Annotated in this window: 15 protein-coding genes; 12 read left to right on the plus strand and 3 right to left on the minus strand. The window is 69.8% G+C overall.

Annotated elements, in window-relative coordinates; all coding sequences use genetic code 11:
* Positions 1–42: 42 nt before the first annotated feature.
* The 10 genes from argC (at position 43) to ACFQS9_RS14070 (ending at position 12,094) form a co-directional block, all read left to right on the plus strand.
* Complete coding sequence (gene argC, locus ACFQS9_RS14025) at positions 43–1,116, plus strand: N-acetyl-gamma-glutamyl-phosphate reductase (RefSeq protein ID WP_378405633.1); 1,074 nt, start codon at positions 43–45, stop codon at positions 1,114–1,116.
* Positions 1,113–2,351 carry a bifunctional glutamate N-acetyltransferase/amino-acid acetyltransferase ArgJ gene (gene argJ, locus ACFQS9_RS14030; RefSeq protein WP_378405635.1) on the plus strand — a complete coding sequence of 413 codons (1,239 nt, stop codon included), beginning with the start codon at positions 1,113–1,115 and terminating at the stop codon, positions 2,349–2,351. Before argC ends, argJ begins: the two co-directional genes overlap by 4 nt.
* A complete protein-coding gene (gene argB / locus ACFQS9_RS14035) occupies positions 2,348–3,268 on the plus strand; it encodes an acetylglutamate kinase (protein ID WP_378405637.1) in 921 nt (306 codons plus the stop codon). The genes argJ and argB overlap by 4 nt, the downstream gene beginning before the upstream one ends.
* 97 nt (positions 3,269–3,365) lie before the next feature.
* Complete coding sequence (locus ACFQS9_RS14040; RefSeq protein WP_378405639.1) at positions 3,366–4,544, plus strand: acetylornithine transaminase; 1,179 nt, start codon at positions 3,366–3,368, stop codon at positions 4,542–4,544.
* Positions 4,541–5,494, plus strand: coding sequence for an ornithine carbamoyltransferase (gene argF / locus ACFQS9_RS14045; protein ID WP_378405641.1), 954 nt, complete (start codon positions 4,541–4,543; stop codon positions 5,492–5,494). Before ACFQS9_RS14040 ends, argF begins: the two co-directional genes overlap by 4 nt.
* Positions 5,491–6,009 (plus strand): arginine repressor, encoded by a 519-nt coding sequence (locus ACFQS9_RS14050; protein ID WP_378405643.1) that lies wholly within the window; start codon positions 5,491–5,493, stop codon positions 6,007–6,009. The genes argF and ACFQS9_RS14050 overlap by 4 nt, the downstream gene beginning before the upstream one ends.
* 70 nt (positions 6,010–6,079) lie before the next feature.
* Positions 6,080–7,279 carry an argininosuccinate synthase gene (locus tag ACFQS9_RS14055; RefSeq protein WP_378405645.1) on the plus strand — a complete coding sequence of 400 codons (1,200 nt, stop codon included), beginning with the start codon at positions 6,080–6,082 and terminating at the stop codon, positions 7,277–7,279.
* A gap of 2 nt (positions 7,280–7,281) precedes the next feature.
* Positions 7,282–8,724, plus strand: a complete 1,443-nt coding sequence (argH, locus tag ACFQS9_RS14060) for an argininosuccinate lyase (RefSeq protein ID WP_378405647.1) — start codon at positions 7,282–7,284, stop codon at positions 8,722–8,724.
* Positions 8,725–8,827: 103 nt separating this feature from the next.
* Positions 8,828–11,803, plus strand: coding sequence for an acyl-CoA synthetase (locus tag ACFQS9_RS14065; protein WP_378405648.1), 2,976 nt, complete (start codon positions 8,828–8,830; stop codon positions 11,801–11,803).
* 72 nt (positions 11,804–11,875) lie between these two features.
* Complete coding sequence (locus ACFQS9_RS14070) at positions 11,876–12,094, plus strand: Trm112 family protein (protein ID WP_378405649.1); 219 nt, start codon at positions 11,876–11,878, stop codon at positions 12,092–12,094.
* A gap of 1 nt (position 12,095) precedes the next feature.
* Here the strand turns inward: ACFQS9_RS14070 and ACFQS9_RS14075 are convergent, their stop codons facing one another.
* Genes ACFQS9_RS14075 through ACFQS9_RS14085 form a run of 3 tightly spaced genes read right to left on the minus strand, consistent with a single transcriptional unit; the run spans position 12,096 to position 14,202 of the window.
* Positions 12,096–12,710 (minus strand): TetR/AcrR family transcriptional regulator, encoded by a 615-nt coding sequence (locus tag ACFQS9_RS14075; protein WP_378405651.1) that lies wholly within the window; start codon positions 12,708–12,710, stop codon positions 12,096–12,098.
* A complete protein-coding gene (locus ACFQS9_RS14080; RefSeq protein WP_027503212.1) occupies positions 12,707–13,462 on the minus strand; it encodes an ABC transporter permease in 756 nt (251 codons plus the stop codon). Before ACFQS9_RS14080 ends, ACFQS9_RS14075 begins: the two co-directional genes overlap by 4 nt.
* Complete coding sequence (locus tag ACFQS9_RS14085; protein ID WP_378405653.1) at positions 13,459–14,202, minus strand: ABC transporter ATP-binding protein; 744 nt, start codon at positions 14,200–14,202, stop codon at positions 13,459–13,461. The genes ACFQS9_RS14080 and ACFQS9_RS14085 overlap by 4 nt, the downstream gene beginning before the upstream one ends.
* A gap of 110 nt (positions 14,203–14,312) precedes the next feature.
* On the opposite strand from ACFQS9_RS14085, the gene ACFQS9_RS14090 reads away from it, so the two are divergent.
* The gene (locus tag ACFQS9_RS14090; protein ID WP_378405655.1) at positions 14,313–14,939 is read left to right on the plus strand and encodes a DNA-3-methyladenine glycosylase; all 627 of its coding nucleotides are present in this window, start codon (positions 14,313–14,315) and stop codon (positions 14,937–14,939) included.
* Positions 14,936–16,210: a tyrosine--tRNA ligase gene (tyrS, locus tag ACFQS9_RS14095; RefSeq protein WP_378405657.1), complete on the plus strand. Its 1,275-nt coding sequence runs from the start codon at positions 14,936–14,938 to the stop codon at positions 16,208–16,210. Before ACFQS9_RS14090 ends, tyrS begins: the two co-directional genes overlap by 4 nt.
* Positions 16,211–16,557 lie beyond the last annotated feature (347 nt).

Genomic DNA, 16,557 nt, shown 5'->3' on the forward strand with positions numbered 1-16,557 from the left:
CTGGCTATGAATGGGCTTGCATGATGATGCATAATCAATCGTATGGTCACTTCTGCAGCTTCCTCAGGCCCGGCGTCCACGCCGATCCGGGTCGCCATCGCCGGTGCGAGCGGCTACGCGGGCGGTGAGATCCTCCGCCTCCTGCTGGGGCACCCGGCCTACCGCGACGGTTCGCTGACCATCGGCGCGCTCACTGCGGGAAGCAACGCGGGCAGCACCCTCGGCGAACATCATCCGCACCTGCTGCCGCTGGCCGATCGCGTCCTCGAGCCGACGACCATCGAGCAGCTCGCCGGCCACGACGTCGTGTTCCTCGGTCTGCCGCACGGCAATTCGGCCGAGATCGCCAAGCAGTTGCCCGAGAGCACCATCATCATCGACTGCGGCGCCGACTTCCGGCTGGCCAGCGCCGCCGACTGGGAGAAGTACTACAAGAGCGAGCACGCCGGGACCTGGCCGTACGGCCTGCCGGAACTGCCGGGTCACCGAGAGAAGCTCGCGGGTGCGACCCGGATCGCGGTCCCCGGCTGCTACCCGACCGCCGCCAGCCTCGCGCTCGCGCCCGCGGTCGCGGCCGGGATCGTCGAGCCGCGGGTGACCGTGGTCGCGGTCAGCGGCACCTCCGGCGCGGGCCGCGCGCCCAAGGCGGACCTGCTCGGCTCGGAGGTGATGGGTTCGGCGCGGGCATACGGAGTCGGCGGCGTGCACCGGCACACCCCCGAGATCATCCAGAACCTCTCGGCCCTCGCGGGCACCGACGTCACCGTCTCGTTCACCCCGGTGCTGGCCCCGATGCCGCGCGGCATCCTGGCCACCTGCACCGCGCCGACCTCGGTGACCGAGGACGAGGCGCGCGCGGTGTACGAGAAGGCCTACGCCGATGAGCCTTTCGTGCACGTGCTGCCCGAGCACGTGTTCCCGCAGACCGGCGCGGTGATCGGATCCAACGCCGCCCAGATCGGCGTCACGGTCGATGACGCCGCGGGTCTGCTCGTCGTCGTCGCCGCCATCGACAACCTCACCAAGGGGACCGCGGGCGGCGCCGTGCAATCGATGAACCTTGCCCTTGGCCTGCCCGAGACCGATGGTCTCTCGACAGTGGGAGTCGCCCCGTGAACACCACCCCCGTCATCCCAGACTCGGTCGCCGTCGCCGGCGGCAAGCTCGTGCGCACCCAGGGCGTCACTGCCCCCGCGGGCTTCCGCGGCGCAGGCATCGCCGCGGGCATCAAGGCGAGCGGCAACCCGGATCTCGCTCTCGTGTTCAACGAGGGCCCGGACACCGCGGCCGCGGGCGTGTTCACCACGAACAAGGTGAAGGCTGCGCCGGTGCTGTGGTCACAGCAGGTGCTGACCGGCGGCAAGCTCCGCGCGGTCGTGCTGAACTCCGGCGGGGCGAACGCCTGCACCGGGGCGCCCGGATTCCAGGACACCCACCAGACCGCCGAGCACGTCGCCGCGACGCTGAGCGACTGGGGCACCGAGACCGGCGCCGGGGAGGTCGCGGTGTGCTCGACCGGGCTGATCGGCGACCGGCTGCCGATGGACAAGCTCCTCGCCGGCGTCACCGAGATCGTGCACGAACTGGCGGGCGGGATCTCCGGCGGTACCGACGCGGCCTACGCGATCATGACCACCGACACCGTGCCGAAGCAGGCGGCGCTGCACCACACGAACAAGTGGAACGTCGGCGGCATGGCGAAGGGCGCGGGCATGCTCGCGCCCGCGCTGGCCACCATGCTCTGCGTCGTCACCACCGACGCGGTCGCCACCGCCGAGCAGCTCGACGAGGCGCTCCGCAACGCGACCCGGCTGTCCTTCGACCGGCTGGATGTGGACGGCGCGACCTCCACCAACGACACCGTGCTGCTTCTCGCCTCGGGCGCAAGCTCCGTCGCGCCCAGCCAGGAAGAGCTCAACGCCGCCGTGCTCGCGGTCTGCGACGACCTCGCCGACCAGTTGATGGCCGACGCGGAGGGTGTCACCAAGCGGGTCACCGTCACGGTGTCCGGTGCGGCCTCCGAGCAGGACGCGCTCGTCGCCGCGCGGACCGTCGCCCGCGACAGTCTGGTCAAGACCGCGCTGTTCGGCTCCGACCCGAACTGGGGACGCGTCCTCGCGGCCGTCGGCATCGCTCCGATCGAACTCGACCCGAATCGGATATCGGTGTCCTTCAACGGAAGCCCGGTGTGCATCGACGGGGTCGGCGCGCCAGGAGCCCGCGAGGTCGACCTCACCGGCATCGACATCGCGCTGCGTATCGAGCTCGGCGTCGGTGACGCGGAGGTCTCCATCCGCACCACCGACCTCTCGCACGCGTACGTGGAAGAGAACTCGGCGTACTCGTCATGACCGGGCACATCGACAGCATCGAGCACATCACCGCCGCCGAGAAGGCGCACGTCCTCGCGGAGGCGCTGCCCTGGCTGGAGCGGTTCCACGGCAAGATCGTCGTGGTCAAGTACGGCGGCAACGCGATGGTCGACGACGACCTCAAGCGGGCCTTCGCCGCCGACATGGCCTTCCTGCGCACCGTCGGGATCCATCCCGTCGTCGTGCACGGCGGCGGTCCGCAGATCAACGCCATGCTGGCGCGCCTCGGCATGGAGGGCGAGTTCCGCGGCGGCTTCCGGGTCACCACACCCGAGGTGATGGACGTGGTCCGGATGGTGTTGTTCGGTCAGGTGGGGCGCGAGCTCGTGGGCCTGATCAACAGCCACGGTCCGTACGCGGTCGGGATCTCGGGCGAGGACGCGCACCTGTTCACCGCGACCAGGCGCACGGTCCAGGTCGACGGGGTCGCCACCGACATCGGGCTCGTCGGGGACGTCACCACCGTCAACCCCGACGCGGTGCTGGACCTGATCGAGGCCGGCCGGATCCCGGTGGTCTCCACGATCGCTCCGGACGCGGACGGGGTCGTGCACAACATCAACGCCGACACCGCGGCCGCGGCGCTGGCGGAGGCGATCGGCGCCGAGAAGCTGGTGATGCTCACCGACGTCGAGGGTCTGTACACCGACTGGCCCGACCGTTCCTCCCTCGCCAGCGAGATCGACTCGGCCGCACTGGAACTGCTGTTGCCGAAGCTCGACGCGGGGATGGTCCCCAAGATGGAGGCCTGCCTGCGGGCGGTGCACGGCGGGGTGTCGTCCGCGCACGTGATCGACGGCCGGGTGGCGCACTCGGTGCTCCTGGAGCTGCTCACCGGCGAGGGCATCGGCACCATGGTCACCCACGCCGCCACCTCGAACTTGGAAGGACAGTGATGACCGTGTTCCCCGTCTCGGCCTTTCCATCCGCTCCTCGCTGCGTTCCTCGCTGCGCTGCGGTACTCACTGCGATGCTCCGGAAGGACCTCGACTCATGACCGAACCATTGCAGCAGCGCTGGTCGAACGCGCTGATGGACACCTACGGCGTACCGCGGGTAGCCCTGGTCCGCGGCGAGGGCGCGGTGGTCACCGATGCGGACGGCAAGCAGTATCTCGACCTGCTGGCCGGGATCGCGGTCAACATCCTCGGACACGCGCACCCCGCCGTCGTCGAGGCGGTCACCGCCCAGCTGTCCACGCTCGGTCACACCTCCAACCTGTACGCCACCGAGCCGGGCATCGCGCTCGCCGAGCAGCTGCTCGCGCACCTCGGCGCACCGGGCCGGGTGTTCCTGTGCAACTCGGGCACCGAGGCCAACGAGGCCGCCTTCAAGCTCGCGCGGGCGACCGGCAGGCCCAACATCATCGCCGCGGAGAAGTCGTTCCACGGTCGCACGATGGGGGCGCTCGCGCTCACCGGGCAGCCCGCCAAGCGGGCCCCGTTCGAGCCGATGCCGCCCGGCGTCTCGCATGTGCCCTACGGCGACATCGAGGCGCTCGACCGGGCGGTCGACGCCGACACCGCCGCGGTGTTCCTCGAACCGATCATGGGGGAGAGCGGCGTCGTCGTGCCGCCGGACGGCTACCTCGCGGCCGCCAGGAAGATCACCGCGGACCGCGGTGCGCTGCTGGTCCTCGACGAGGTCCAGACCGGGATCGGTCGCACCGGCTGGTTCTACGCGCACCAGGCGGTCGGGATCGTGCCGGACGTGATGACCCTGGCGAAGGGGCTCGGTGGCGGCATGCCGATCGGCGCCTGCATCGCCACCGGCGCGGCGGCCGAGCTGTTCGGGCCCGGCAAGCACGGCACCACGTTCGGTGGCAACCCGGTGTGCGCGGCCGCCGCGCTCGCGGTGCTGCGGACCATCGCCGACCAGGACCTGATCAGCCACGCGGATGCCCTCGGCAAGGCGATCACCCAGGGGATCGAGAACCTGGGTCACCCGCTGGTCGATCATGTCCGCGGAGCCGGACTGCTGCTCGGCGTCGTGCTGACCCGAGAGGTGGCCCCGGCGGTGGAGGTCGCCGCCCGCGACGCCGGGTTCCTGGTGAACGCCGCCGCGCCGGACGTCATCCGGCTGGCACCGCCGCTGATCCTCACCGAGGAGCAGGCGGACGGATTCGTCGCGGCGTTGCCCGCGATCCTCGATGTGGCGGAGGCACAGAAATGAGCACGACCATCAAGCACTTCTTGAGGGACGACGACCTGACGCCCGCTCAGCAGGCGGAGGTCCTCGCGCTCGCCGCGGAGCTGAAGCGGTCCCCGTTCGCGAAGCGGACGCTGGAGGGCCCGCGCGGCGTCGGCGTGATCTTCGAGAAGAACTCCACCCGGACGCGCTTCTCCTTCGAGATGGGCATCGCGCAGCTCGGTGGGCACGCGGTCGTCGTCGACGGCCGCAGCACCCAGCTCGGCCGCGAGGAGACGCTGCAGGACACCGGTCGGGTGCTCTCGCGGTACGTGGACGCGGTGGTCTGGCGCACCTTCGGGCAGAAGCGGCTCGAGCAGATGGCGGCGGGGTCCACGGTGCCGATCGTCAACGCGCTCTCCGACGAGTTCCACCCGTGCCAGGTGCTGGCGGACCTGCAGACCCTCGCCGAGCGCAAGGGCGAGCTCAAGGGCCTCAAGCTGACCTACCTCGGCGACGGCGCCAACAACATGGCGCATTCGCTGCTGCTCGGCGGCGTCACGGCGGGCATCGACGTCACGATCGCGGCGCCTGCTGGCTTCGCGCCGCTCGGGTACATCGTCGAGGCGGCCAGGGCCCGCGCGGAGCAGACCGGCGCGACGATCACGCTGACCGATGACCCGGTCGCGGGCGCCAAGGGTGCCGACGCACTGGTCACGGACACGTGGACGTCGATGGGACAGGAGAACGACGGCCTGGACCGGGTCGGGCCGTTCCGGCCGTTCCAGGTCAATGCGGCGCTGCTGGCGCACGCGGCGCCCGACGCGACGGTGCTGCACTGCCTGCCCGCGCACCGCGGCGAGGAGATCACCGACGAGGTGATCGACGGGCCGCAGAGCGCGGTGTGGGACGAGGCGGAGAACCGGCTGCACGCACAGAAGGCGTTGCTGGTGTGGTTGTTCGAGCAGCAGGGCGGACCGGAGAACCGGCCGTGACGAGCGTCAAGCCGATCGCGGTCGCGTCGGCGAAGGTCGCGGTCGCGCCGACCCGAGCGGGCAGGCAGGCCCGGATCACCGCGCTGCTGTCGGTGCACGAGGTGCGCAGCCAGCCGGAGCTGGCCGCGCTGCTCGCGGCTGAGGGCATCGAGGTCTCCAACGCCACGCTCTCGCGGGACCTCGAGGAGCTCGGGGCCGTGAAGCTGCGGGCCGCGGACGGCGGCGCGGGCGTGTACGTGGTGCCCGAGGACGGCAGCCCCGTCCGCGGGGTCTCCGGCGGCACCGACCGGCTCTCCCGGCTGCTCGGCGAGCTGCTGGTGTCCACCGACGCCAGCGGAAACCTGGCGGTCCTGCGGACACCGCCCGGCGCCGCGCACTACCTCGCGAGCGCCCTCGACCGGGCTTCGCTGCCCGAGGTTGTCGGAACCATCGCCGGGGATGACACCATTCTTGTGATCGCCCGCGAACCACTCACCGGCGCGCAGCTGGCCGAGATGATCGAAAAACTGGCCTGACGGCCTCGGATCCGTCGGCTGACAACTGAAGATCTTGTGAAGAGCTACAACCTGAAGGAGCACACAGACCATGGCTGAACGCGTCGTACTCGCCTACTCGGGCGGGCTGGACACCTCGGTGGCCATCAGCTGGATCGGCAAGGAGACGGGCAAAGAGGTCGTCGCCGTCGCCATCGATCTCGGCCAGGGCGGCGAGGACATGGAGGTCGTGCGCCAGCGTGCCCTCGACTGCGGCGCGGTGGAGTCCGTCGTGGTCGACGCCCGCGACGAGTTCGCCGACGAGTACTGCCTGCCGACCATCCAGGCCAACGCGCTGTACATGGACCGGTACCCGCTGGTGTCGGCGATCAGCCGCCCGCTGATCGTCAAGCACATCGTCGAGGCGGCGCGTGCCCACGGCGGCACGGTGGTCTCGCACGGCTGCACCGGCAAGGGCAACGACCAGGTCCGCTTCGAGGTCGGCTTCGGCGCCCTCGCGCCCGACCTCGAGGTCATCGCCCCGGTCCGCGACTACGCGTGGACCCGCGAGAAGGCGATCAAGTTCGCCGAAGAGAACAACATCCCGATCAACGTCTCCAAGAAGTCGCCGTTCTCGATCGACCAGAACGTGTGGGGCCGCGCCGTCGAGACCGGGTTCCTCGAGGACCTGTGGAACGCCCCCACCAAGGACGTCTACGACTACACCCAGGACCCCACGCTCAACTGGAACACCCCCGACGAGCTGATCATCAGCTTCGAGGCGGGCAAGCCCGTCGCGATCGACGGCAAGCCGGTCACCGTGCTCGAGGCCATCCAGGAACTCAACAAGCGCGCGGGCGCACAGGGCGTCGGCCGCCTCGACGTCGTCGAGGACCGTCTCGTCGGCATCAAGAGCCGCGAGATCTACGAGGCCCCCGGCGCGATGGTGCTCATCACCGCCCACCAGGAGCTCGAGCACGTCACCCTCGAGCGCGAGCTCGGCCGGTACAAGCGGCAGATGGAGCAGCGCTGGTCCGAGCTGGTCTACGACGGCCTGTGGTTCTCGCCGCTCAAGGAGGCGCTCGACACCTTCGTCGCGAAGACCCAGGAGCGGGTCACCGGCGACATCCGGCTGTTCCTGCACGGCGGCGCGATCACCGTCAACGGACGTCGCAGCTCGGAGTCGCTCTACGACTTCAACCTGGCCACCTACGACGAGGGTGACACCTTCGACCAGTCCTACGCCAAGGGCTTCGTCAACATCCACGGCCTGTCCTCCAAGGTCGCGGCCAAGCGGGACCTGGGTCTGTAGGCATGTCGGAGAGTTCGCACGGTACGACCGCCGGGGGCACCAACACGGGTGCGCTGTGGGGCGGCCGGTTCGCCTCGGGTCCCGCCGAGGCCATGGCCGCGCTGAGCAAGTCGACGCACTTCGACTGGGTGCTCGCGCCCTACGACGTGCGTGCCTCTCAGGCGCACGCCCGGGTGCTGCACAAGGCCGGCCTGCTCAGTGACGCCGACCTGGCGACGATGCTGGACGGGCTGACCCGCCTGGCCGACGACGTGGCCAGTGGGGCGTTCGTGCCTGCGGACTCCGACGAGGACGTGCACGGCGCCCTCGAGCGCGGCCTGATCGAGCGGGTCGGCGCCGAGGTCGGGGGACGCCTGCGCGCCGGCCGTTCCCGCAACGACCAGGTGGCCACCCTGTTCCGGATGTGGCTGCGCGACGCGGCCCGCCGGGTGGCGGCCGGGGTGCTCGACGTCGTCGACGCCCTGGCCACCCAGGCGGCCGCGCACCCCGATGCGGTGATGCCCGGCAAGACGCACCTGCAGGCCGCGCAGCCGGTGCTGCTCGCACACCACCTGCTCGCGCATGCGCATCCGCTCCTGCGCGACGTGCAGCGCCTGGAGGACTTCGACAGGCGTGCCGCGGTGTCCCCGTACGGTTCGGGGGCGCTGGCCGGTTCGTCGCTCGGGCTGGACCCGGAGGCCATCGCGGCGGAGTTGAACTTCGACTCCTCCTCGGAGAACTCCATCGACGCCACCTCGTCGCGGGACTTCGCGGCGGAGGCGGCGTTCGTGTTCGCGATGATCGCGGTCGATCTCTCGAGGATGGCCGAGGAGGTCATCATCTGGAGCACCCCGGAATTCGGCTACATCACGCTCGCCGATGCGTGGTCGACCGGTTCGTCGATCATGCCGCAGAAGAAGAACCCCGACGTCTCGGAGCTCACCCGCGGCAAGGCCGGACGACTGATCGGCAATGTGACGGGCCTGCTGGCGACGCTGAAGGCTCAGCCGTTGGCGTACAACAGGGATCTGCAGGAGGACAAGGAGCCGGTCTTCGACTCGGTGGCGCAGCTGGAACTGTTGCTGCCCGCGATCACCGGCCTCGTCTCCACCCTCGAGTTCCACACCGACCGGATGGCGGAGCTGGCCCCGGCCGGGTTCACCCTCGCCACCGACATCGCGGAATGGATGGTGCGGCAAGGGGTTCCGTTCCGAGTCGCGCACGAGGCCGCCGGCGCCTGCGTCCGGGTCGCCGAGGGCAGGGGAGTCGGCCTCGAGGAGCTCACCGACGAGGAGCTGGCGGGCGTGGACCCGGCGCTCACCCCCGCGGTGCGTGAGGTGCTCACGGTCGCCGGTTCGATCGCCTCGCGTAACGCTCGGGGCGGCACCGCCGGTGTACAGGTCGCCCGGCAGCTCGGCGGCGTCCGGGAGGCCTCGCGCGTGCGTCGTGCCTGGATCGAACGGTGAGCCACCCCTGAGGGAGCGTTCGGTGGGGTGCGTTCACCGCGTGCGCGCGGGGAATATAGTGTGATCTGAGTCACCATCGATCATCCCTTGGGGGGACGCAGAAGTGAGTTGGTATCCAGAGGTTCTGAACGGCTCGGTGCGTCGTGTCGTGGCCACCGCTCAGAACGGCCTCGAGGTGATCCGCCTGGGCGGACTGGAGACGGAAACCCGTCCCTCGCAGTTCCGGGTGGTCGAGCGGGAGCCGATGTTCCGGCTGCGCCGGTACTTCGCGGACGAGGCCGCCGACGGCTCGCGGCCGCCGATCGTGCTCGTGCCGCCGATGATGATGTCGGCGGACGTCTACGACGTCGCGCAGGACCAGGGCGCGGTCGGTGTCCTGCACGCGATGGGTCTCGACCCGTGGGTGGTCGACTTCGGGTCGCCGGACAGCGAGGACGGCGGCTGGAACCGCACACTGGCCGACCACGTCGTCGCCATCAGCGAGATCATCGACCGGGTGCACGAGCACACCGGCCGGGACGTGCACCTCGCCGGATACTCCCAGGGCGGGATGTTCTGCTACCAGGCCGCCGCCTACCGGCGGTGCAAGAACCTGGCCAGTGTGATCACGTTCGGGGCGCCTGTCGACACGCTGGCGGCGCTCCCGCTCGGCATCCCCGAGGGCGTCGCGACCAGGGCCGCCGACTTCCTCGCCGATCACGTGTTCACCCGGCTCTCGATCGCGGGATGGATGGCGCGCACGGGCTTTCAGCTGCTCGACCCCGTCAAGACCGCGAAATCCCGGCTCGACTTCCTGCGTCAGCTGCACGACCGGGAGGCCCTGCTGCCGCGCGAGCAGCAGCGGCGTTTCCTGGCGACCGAGGGATGGGTCGCCTGGTCGGGTCCGGCCGTCGCGGAGCTGCTCAAGCAGTTCATCGTGCACAACCGGATGATGTCCGGTGGATTCGTCATCCAGGAGCGGCTGGTCACCCTCGCGGAGCTGAGCTGCCCGATCCTGGCCTTCGTGGGTGAGGTCGACGACATCGGCCAGCCCGTGGCCGTGCGGGGGATCCGGCGGGCGGCGCCGCGTGCCGAGGTCTTCGAATCGACCTTGCGGGCAGGCCATTTCGGTCTCGTCGTGGGGTCGGCCGCGGCCACCCAGACCTGGCCGACGGCCGGTGAATGGGTCCGCTGGCGCGAGGGCCTCGGGCCCCGGCCCGAGAGCATCGACGAGATGACCTATGAGGACCAGCCCGCGACCGAGACGGGCGTCTCGGTGAGCGACAGGATCCTGCACACCGGGGCGTCCATCGCCGAGGTGGGCGTCGGTATCACCAGGGGCGTACTGGACATCACCTCGCAGACGGTGCGCGGGACCAGGGAACTGTCCGCGGAGGCGGTGCGGGTGCTGCCCCGGCTGGCCAGGCTCGGTCAGATCCAGCCACACACGACGATCTCGCTGGGCAAACTGCTGGCCGAGGCCGGCGCGAAATCGCCGAAGGGCGAGTGCTTCCTGTTCGACGACCGCGTGTACACCAACGAGGCCGTCAACACCCGAATCGACAACGTGGTCCGCGGGCTGATCTCGACGGGTGTGCGCCCGGCCGAACGCATCGGCGTGCTCATGGAGACCAGGCCGAGCGCGCTGATCGCGATCGCCGCGCTCTCGCGGATCGGCGCGGTCGTGGTCATGCTGCCGCCGACCGCCGACCTGTCCGCGTCGGTGCGCCTCGGCGGGGTCCAGACGATCATCACGGACCCGGACAACCTGCGCTCCGCCACCGCACTCGGGGTCGACGTGCTGGTTCTCGGTGGCGGTGAGTCGCGGGTTCTGGACACCGAACCGGACTCGGCCACAATCGATCTCGAGAAGATCGACCCGTCGAAGGTGAAGTTGCCCGCGTGGTACCGACCGAATCCCGGACGCGCACAGGAGCTCGCCTTCGTGTTGTTGAGCCGGTCCGGCGGCCATCTCGAGGCGAAGCACATCACCAACCACCGCTGGGCGCTGTCCGCATTCGGTACCGCGACCGCGGCGAATCTGGGCCGCGGTGACACGGTGTACTCGATTGCTCCGCTTTATCATTCGTCCGTACTCCTGGCCACGCTCGGCGGCGCGATCGCCGGTGGATCGAGGATCGCGCTGACCCGGGGGCTCGATCCCGCGCAGTTCGCCGCCGAGGTGCACCGCTACGGCGTGACCGTGGTCGCCTACACGTGGACGATGATGCGCGAGCTGGTGAACTGCGAGGATCTGCCCGTCGGCCCCGGGCACCCGATCCGCCTGTTCATCGGTTCCGGAATGCCGCGCGGCCTGTGGCTGCGGACGATGGAGCGATTCGCGCCGGCGCAGGTCCTCGAGTTCTACGCCTCCACAGAGGGCGCGGTGGTCCTCGCGAACGTCTCGGGTGCCAAGCCGGGCTCGAAGGGCCGTCCGCTGCCGGGTAGCACGCCGGTCCGGATTGCCGCGTACGACCCGATCCGGGGCGAGTACCTGGTCGACGAGGAGGGGCTGGTTCGTGAGTGCGGGGTGGGGGAGGTCGGGCTGCTGCTCGGTCACGCGACCCACAACGAGGCGATCAGCGGCGCCATGCGCGGGGTGTTCGGCGCGGGCGACGCCTGGGTGCCCACCGAGCACCTCTTCACGGTGGACGCCGACGGCGACTACTGGGTGATGGACGAGAAGGACGCCGTGGTCCGGGCCAAGCGCGGCCCGGTGTTCGGGCAGCCGATCGTCGACGCCCTCGGTGGACTGGAACGGGTGGACATCGCGGTCACCTACGGGGTCGCGGTCGGCGACGAGGAGCTGGCCGTGGTCGCCCTGACGCTGCTCCCCGACAGCTCGCTCAGTGCGGTCGATCTGGCGGATGCGCTCGCGGACCTCGAACCCGGGCAGCGCCCGGACCTGATCCACGTCGTTCCGGAGATCGCGATCAGCAACTCCTACCGTCCCCGGCGGAGTGCACTCAAGGCGGCGGGACTGCCGAAGCCGAGCGTGCGCTCGTGGTACTACGACCCGGAGAAGGACGGCTACCGCCGCCTGACCCGAGCGGTGGTCGCCGAGCTGCGGGAGCAGGGGAGTCGGGCGCTGACCGGGTAGCCGGGTAGCGTTACCGACGATATCGGCCCCGGCCGATCCGCACCCGTCCGCACGTTTCGAGAGGACCTTTCCGTGGCGCTAGATCCCACCCTGCTGAGCATCCTGGCCTGCCCGCAGGACAAGGGTCCCCTGCTACTCGTCGACGACGAGTTGCTCTACAACCCGCGGCTGCACCGGGCCTACCCCATCGAGGACGGCATCCCGGTCCTGCTGGTCGACGAGGCGCGGACCGTGGGTGAGGAAGAACATGAGGCGCTGCTCGCGCGCGCCAAGGGATCCGCGGGCGACTAGGTCAGCCAACCGTTCCGGTCAGGTAGCGCTGCAGGGTCGGTCCGATCAGGGCGACGACCTCGTCGACGGACAGCGAGGCGATCGGTTCGAGCCGGAGCAGATACCGGGTGATCAACAGCCCGGACAGTTGCGATGCGACAAGGGTCGACCGCAGCGGGCCGCTTCCCGGTGGGTCGTCGAACCTCCCGACCAGCTGGCGCAGGATCACCTCGGTGAGGAAGTTGCTCACCAGGCCGGTCGACTCGCCGGAGATCGCGGCGCGGAAGGCAGCGAGCACGGCGGTGCCCTGTGGGGACTCCCAGACCCCGAGGACCCCGCGCAGCAGCAGCTCGCCGATCTCCTCGATCGGGGCGTCGAGCACAGAGTCGAGGACCACCCGGGGATCTACAGGCATGGCCACCGCGGCGAGGAACAGTGCTCGCTTGGTGCCGAAGTAGTGGTGCACCAGCGCCGAGTCGACCCCGGCTTCCGCGGCGATTGCGCGCACCGAGGTCCTCTCGAAACCGGTGTCCGCGAACTGGTTCCTGGCGGCGGTGAGGATGAGCTCCTTGGTGTCCGGGTTACCGGGCCTGCGTCCGGATCGAGTTGCGGCCCCGGTGGGGCCGCGTGAGGTCATGGCGTTCGCCTGCGCAACGTTGCCGCGGCGAGGCACAGGGCCACGACCGCGAAGCCGGCGACAACGCCGAGGTCGCGCCACATCACCGCGGTACTGCCGGGGTACCGCGCGACCTGCTGCAGGGCCTCGACCGCGTAGCTCAGGGGCATCACGTTCGAGATCCATTCCAGCCATTGCGGCAACTGGTCGCGGGGCACCAGCAGGCCGCACAGGAACAGCTGCGGGATCACGATCACCGGCATGAACTGGACCGCCTGGAACTCGGTCCTGGCGAAGGCACTGCAGAGCAGTCCCAGCGCGACGCCGAGCACAGCGTCGAGCACCGCGATCAGCACCACCAGCCCGACGCTGCCCGCCGTCGTGAGCCCGAGCAACCCGAACGTCACCAGGCACGCGAGCGCCGCCTGCGCCGCGGCGGCGAGCGAGAACGCGGTGCCGTAGCCGCCGAGCAGGTCCAGCTTGGACATCGGGGTGGTGAGCAGGCGCTCGAGGGTCCCGGAGCTCCGTTCGCGCTGCATCGCGATGGAGGTGACCAGGAACATCACCACGAACGGGAGGATCCCCAGCATGGTGATCGCGATCCGGTCGAACAGCGACTGCTCGCCGGGTGGGGTCGGCACGTTCACGTAGAGGAAGTAGAGCAGTGTCATCAGCAGCGCGGGGACCAGCAGGATCATCGCGACGGTCCGGTGATCGGCGCGGAGCTGGCGGAGGATTCGTCCGGTGCTGGCGGTGTAGATCCTCGCGTTCATGACTGCTGCGCTCCCACGGTGCGGCTGCGGATCAGGGTGAGGAAGGCGTGCTCGAGGCTCGACTGCCCGGTCTCGGTGCGCAGTTCGTCCGGGCTGAGCTGGGCGATCAGGCTGCCCTCGCGCAGCAGGAGCAGCTCCGGGCAGTGTTCGGCCTCGTCCATCACGTGGCTGGAGACGAGCAGTGTGGTGCCAGAGGCCGCCAGGTCCGCGAACCGATCCCACAGGTCGGCCCGCAGCACCGGGTCGAGCCCGACGGTCGGCTCGTCCAGGATCAGCAGTTCCGGATCCCCGACCAGGGCGCAGGCGAGGGATACCCGGGCGCGCTGGCCGCCGGAGAGCTGCCCGGCCTGTTGATCGGAGTAACCGCCGAGCGCGACCGCGTCGATGACCTCGGCCGCGGCGGCCGCCGGGCGGCCGTACAGGGCGGCGAAGTACCGGACGTTGTCGCGGACCGAGAGGTCGAGGTAGACGGTGGGGGACTGGGTGACGTACCCGACCCGATGGCGCAACGAGGCGGATCCGGCGGGCTCGCCGAGCACGGTGACCGACCCCGATTCGACGATCTGGGTTCCCACGATCGCCCGCATCAGGGTCGTCTTGCCGCAGCCGGACGGTCCGAGCAGGCCGGTGATGGAACCGCTCCTGACGCTGAGGTTCAGCGTGTGCAGCACTTCGTTTCTGCCGCGGCGGACGACGAGATCGGTGATCTCGATCGCCGGGCGGTCCGTCGATCCTGGCATCGGAGCCTCAATTCATCGACTGATGAAATCATCCTTGGATGAATTCTCTGCCCGGTCGGGGTCGGGTGTCAACACCCCGGTCGGCACGACTTCGAGGCACAATCGGCGAGATGTCGGAGCGAGAACTGGCCGCCGCGGATCCCCTCACGGCGGCACGTCTTGTGCTCGGGGCCCGGCTCAGCGCGGGCGGCGTCACGGTGCGAGTGGTCGAGGTCGAGGCGTACGGCAGCGACGAGGCGGGGCCGTGGCCGGATCCGGCCGCGCATTCCTATCCGGGACCGACCCAGCGCAACGCCGTGATGTTCGGGCCGGCAGGCCGGCTGTACGTCTACCGCAGTCACGGTCTGCACCTGTGCATGAACGTCTCCTGCGCGGGCGTCGGTACCGCGGGCGCGGTGCTGCTCAGGGCGGCCGAGGTGCTGGAGGGCGAGGACATCGTGCGGCGGCGCCGCGGCGCGGACAAGCGCGATCGAGACCTGGCACGGGGGCCGGGAAATCTCGGACAGGCGCTCGGAATCAGCCTGGCGGACAACGGGACCGACCTCTTCGCGACCGATTCCGTGATCCGGTTGCGGCTCGATCCGATGATCGATCACGCGGTAGGCCCCCGCGTCGGGGTGAGCCGAGCGGCCGAGTGGCCCTGGCGAATCTGGGATCCCACCTCGCCCGCGGTTTCCGCGTACCGCCGCAGCCCGCGTGCGCCGGTCGTCCAGGGTGGGAGAGAATCGAGCACGTGACTGTGAACATCATCGACGAACTCCACTGGCGTGGCCTCATCCAGCAATCCACGGATATCGACGTGCTGCGGCGCGACGCCGATGCCGGTCCGGTCACGCTCTATGCCGGCTTCGATCCCACGGGACCCAGCCTGCACGCCGGTCACCTGGTGCCGTTGCTGGCGCTCAAGCGATTCCAGATGGCCGGGCACCGGCCGATCGTGCTCGCCGGTGGCGCGACCGGGCTCATCGGCGACCCTCGCGACGTGGGGGAGCGCACGATGAACTCCGTCGACACCGTCGCGGAGTGGTCGGAGCGCATCCGCGCCCAGCTCGAGCGGTTCGTCGAGTTCGAGGGCCCCGGCGCGGCCGTCATCGTGAACAACCTGGACTGGATCGGCAAGCTGTCCGCCGTCGACTTCCTGCGCGATGTCGGCAAGCACTTCTCCGTCAACGTGATGCTGGCCCGCGACACGGTAAAGCGCAGGCTCGAGTCTGACGGGATGTCGTACACGGAGTTCAGCTACATGCTGCTGCAGGCGTACGACTACCTGCAGCTCCGTCGCGAGCACGGCTGCTCGCTCCAGGTCGGAGGATCCGATCAGTGGGGCAACATCATCGCCGGCGTCGAACTGAACCGGCGGGTGGACGGGGAATCGGTGCACGCGCTCACCGTTCCGCTGGTCACCTCCGCGGACGGCAAGAAGTTCGGCAAGTCGACCGGCGGCGGCAGCCTGTGGCTCGACCCCGAGATGACCAGTCCCTACGCCTGGTACCAGTACTTCGTGAACACCGCGGACGCGGACGTCGTCCGCTACCTGCGGTGGTTCACGTTCCTCACGCAGGAGGAGCTCGCCGCGCTCGAGGAGGAGACGCTCACGCGGCCGCAGGCCCGCGCGGCGCAGCGCCGCCTGGCGGCGGAGATGACCACGCTGGTGCACGGTGCCCACAACACGGCCGCGGTCGAGCACGCCAGCCAGGCTCTGTTCGGCAAGGCCGAGCTGGCCGAACTGGACGAGTCGACCCTCGCCGCGGCACTGACCGAGGCCTCGGTCGCGCAGGTTCGGCCCGGCGACGCCTCGACCATCGTCGACCTGCTGGTGACCAGCGGCCTCTGCGAGAGCAAGGGCGCGGCACGCCGCACCATCAAGGAGGGCGGCGCATCGGTGAACAACCAGCGGATCAGCGACGAGGAATGGGAGCCGCAGGCGACCGATCTCCTGCACGGCCAGTGGCTGGTGATCCGTCGCGGAAAGCGGAACTTCGCCGGCATCCAGGTGCTGTCCGCCTGAGTCGACCGCGCCGGGGTGGCGCGAGTCACATCGATGTGATTCGATGGATTCGCGCCCCCCCAGGGCGGTGCGCGCCGCCCTCGACCTGCGACTGTGCGACGGGCCGCGCCGCTGACCTGGGAATTTGACGCTGTGTTGATGTTCGCGTAACTTTTGTCGAGTCAGAGCGACACGGACACCGACCCGGACCGAGAGGCCAGGGACACGAGGTTGGACGTAGGCGCCAGACGAAATCCCAACGCCTGCTTGATCATTCGGCCCAGTTTTGACGGGGCGGATTCGACGAGCTAGGCTGGAACAGTTGCCCCGGAGTGGCCGAGAACGTGTTTCTCGGTGGCGATGGTGTG

The organism is Rhodococcus daqingensis (assembly GCF_042665615.1).
GTDB lineage: Bacteria > Actinomycetota > Actinomycetes > Mycobacteriales > Mycobacteriaceae > Rhodococcus_G > Rhodococcus_G daqingensis.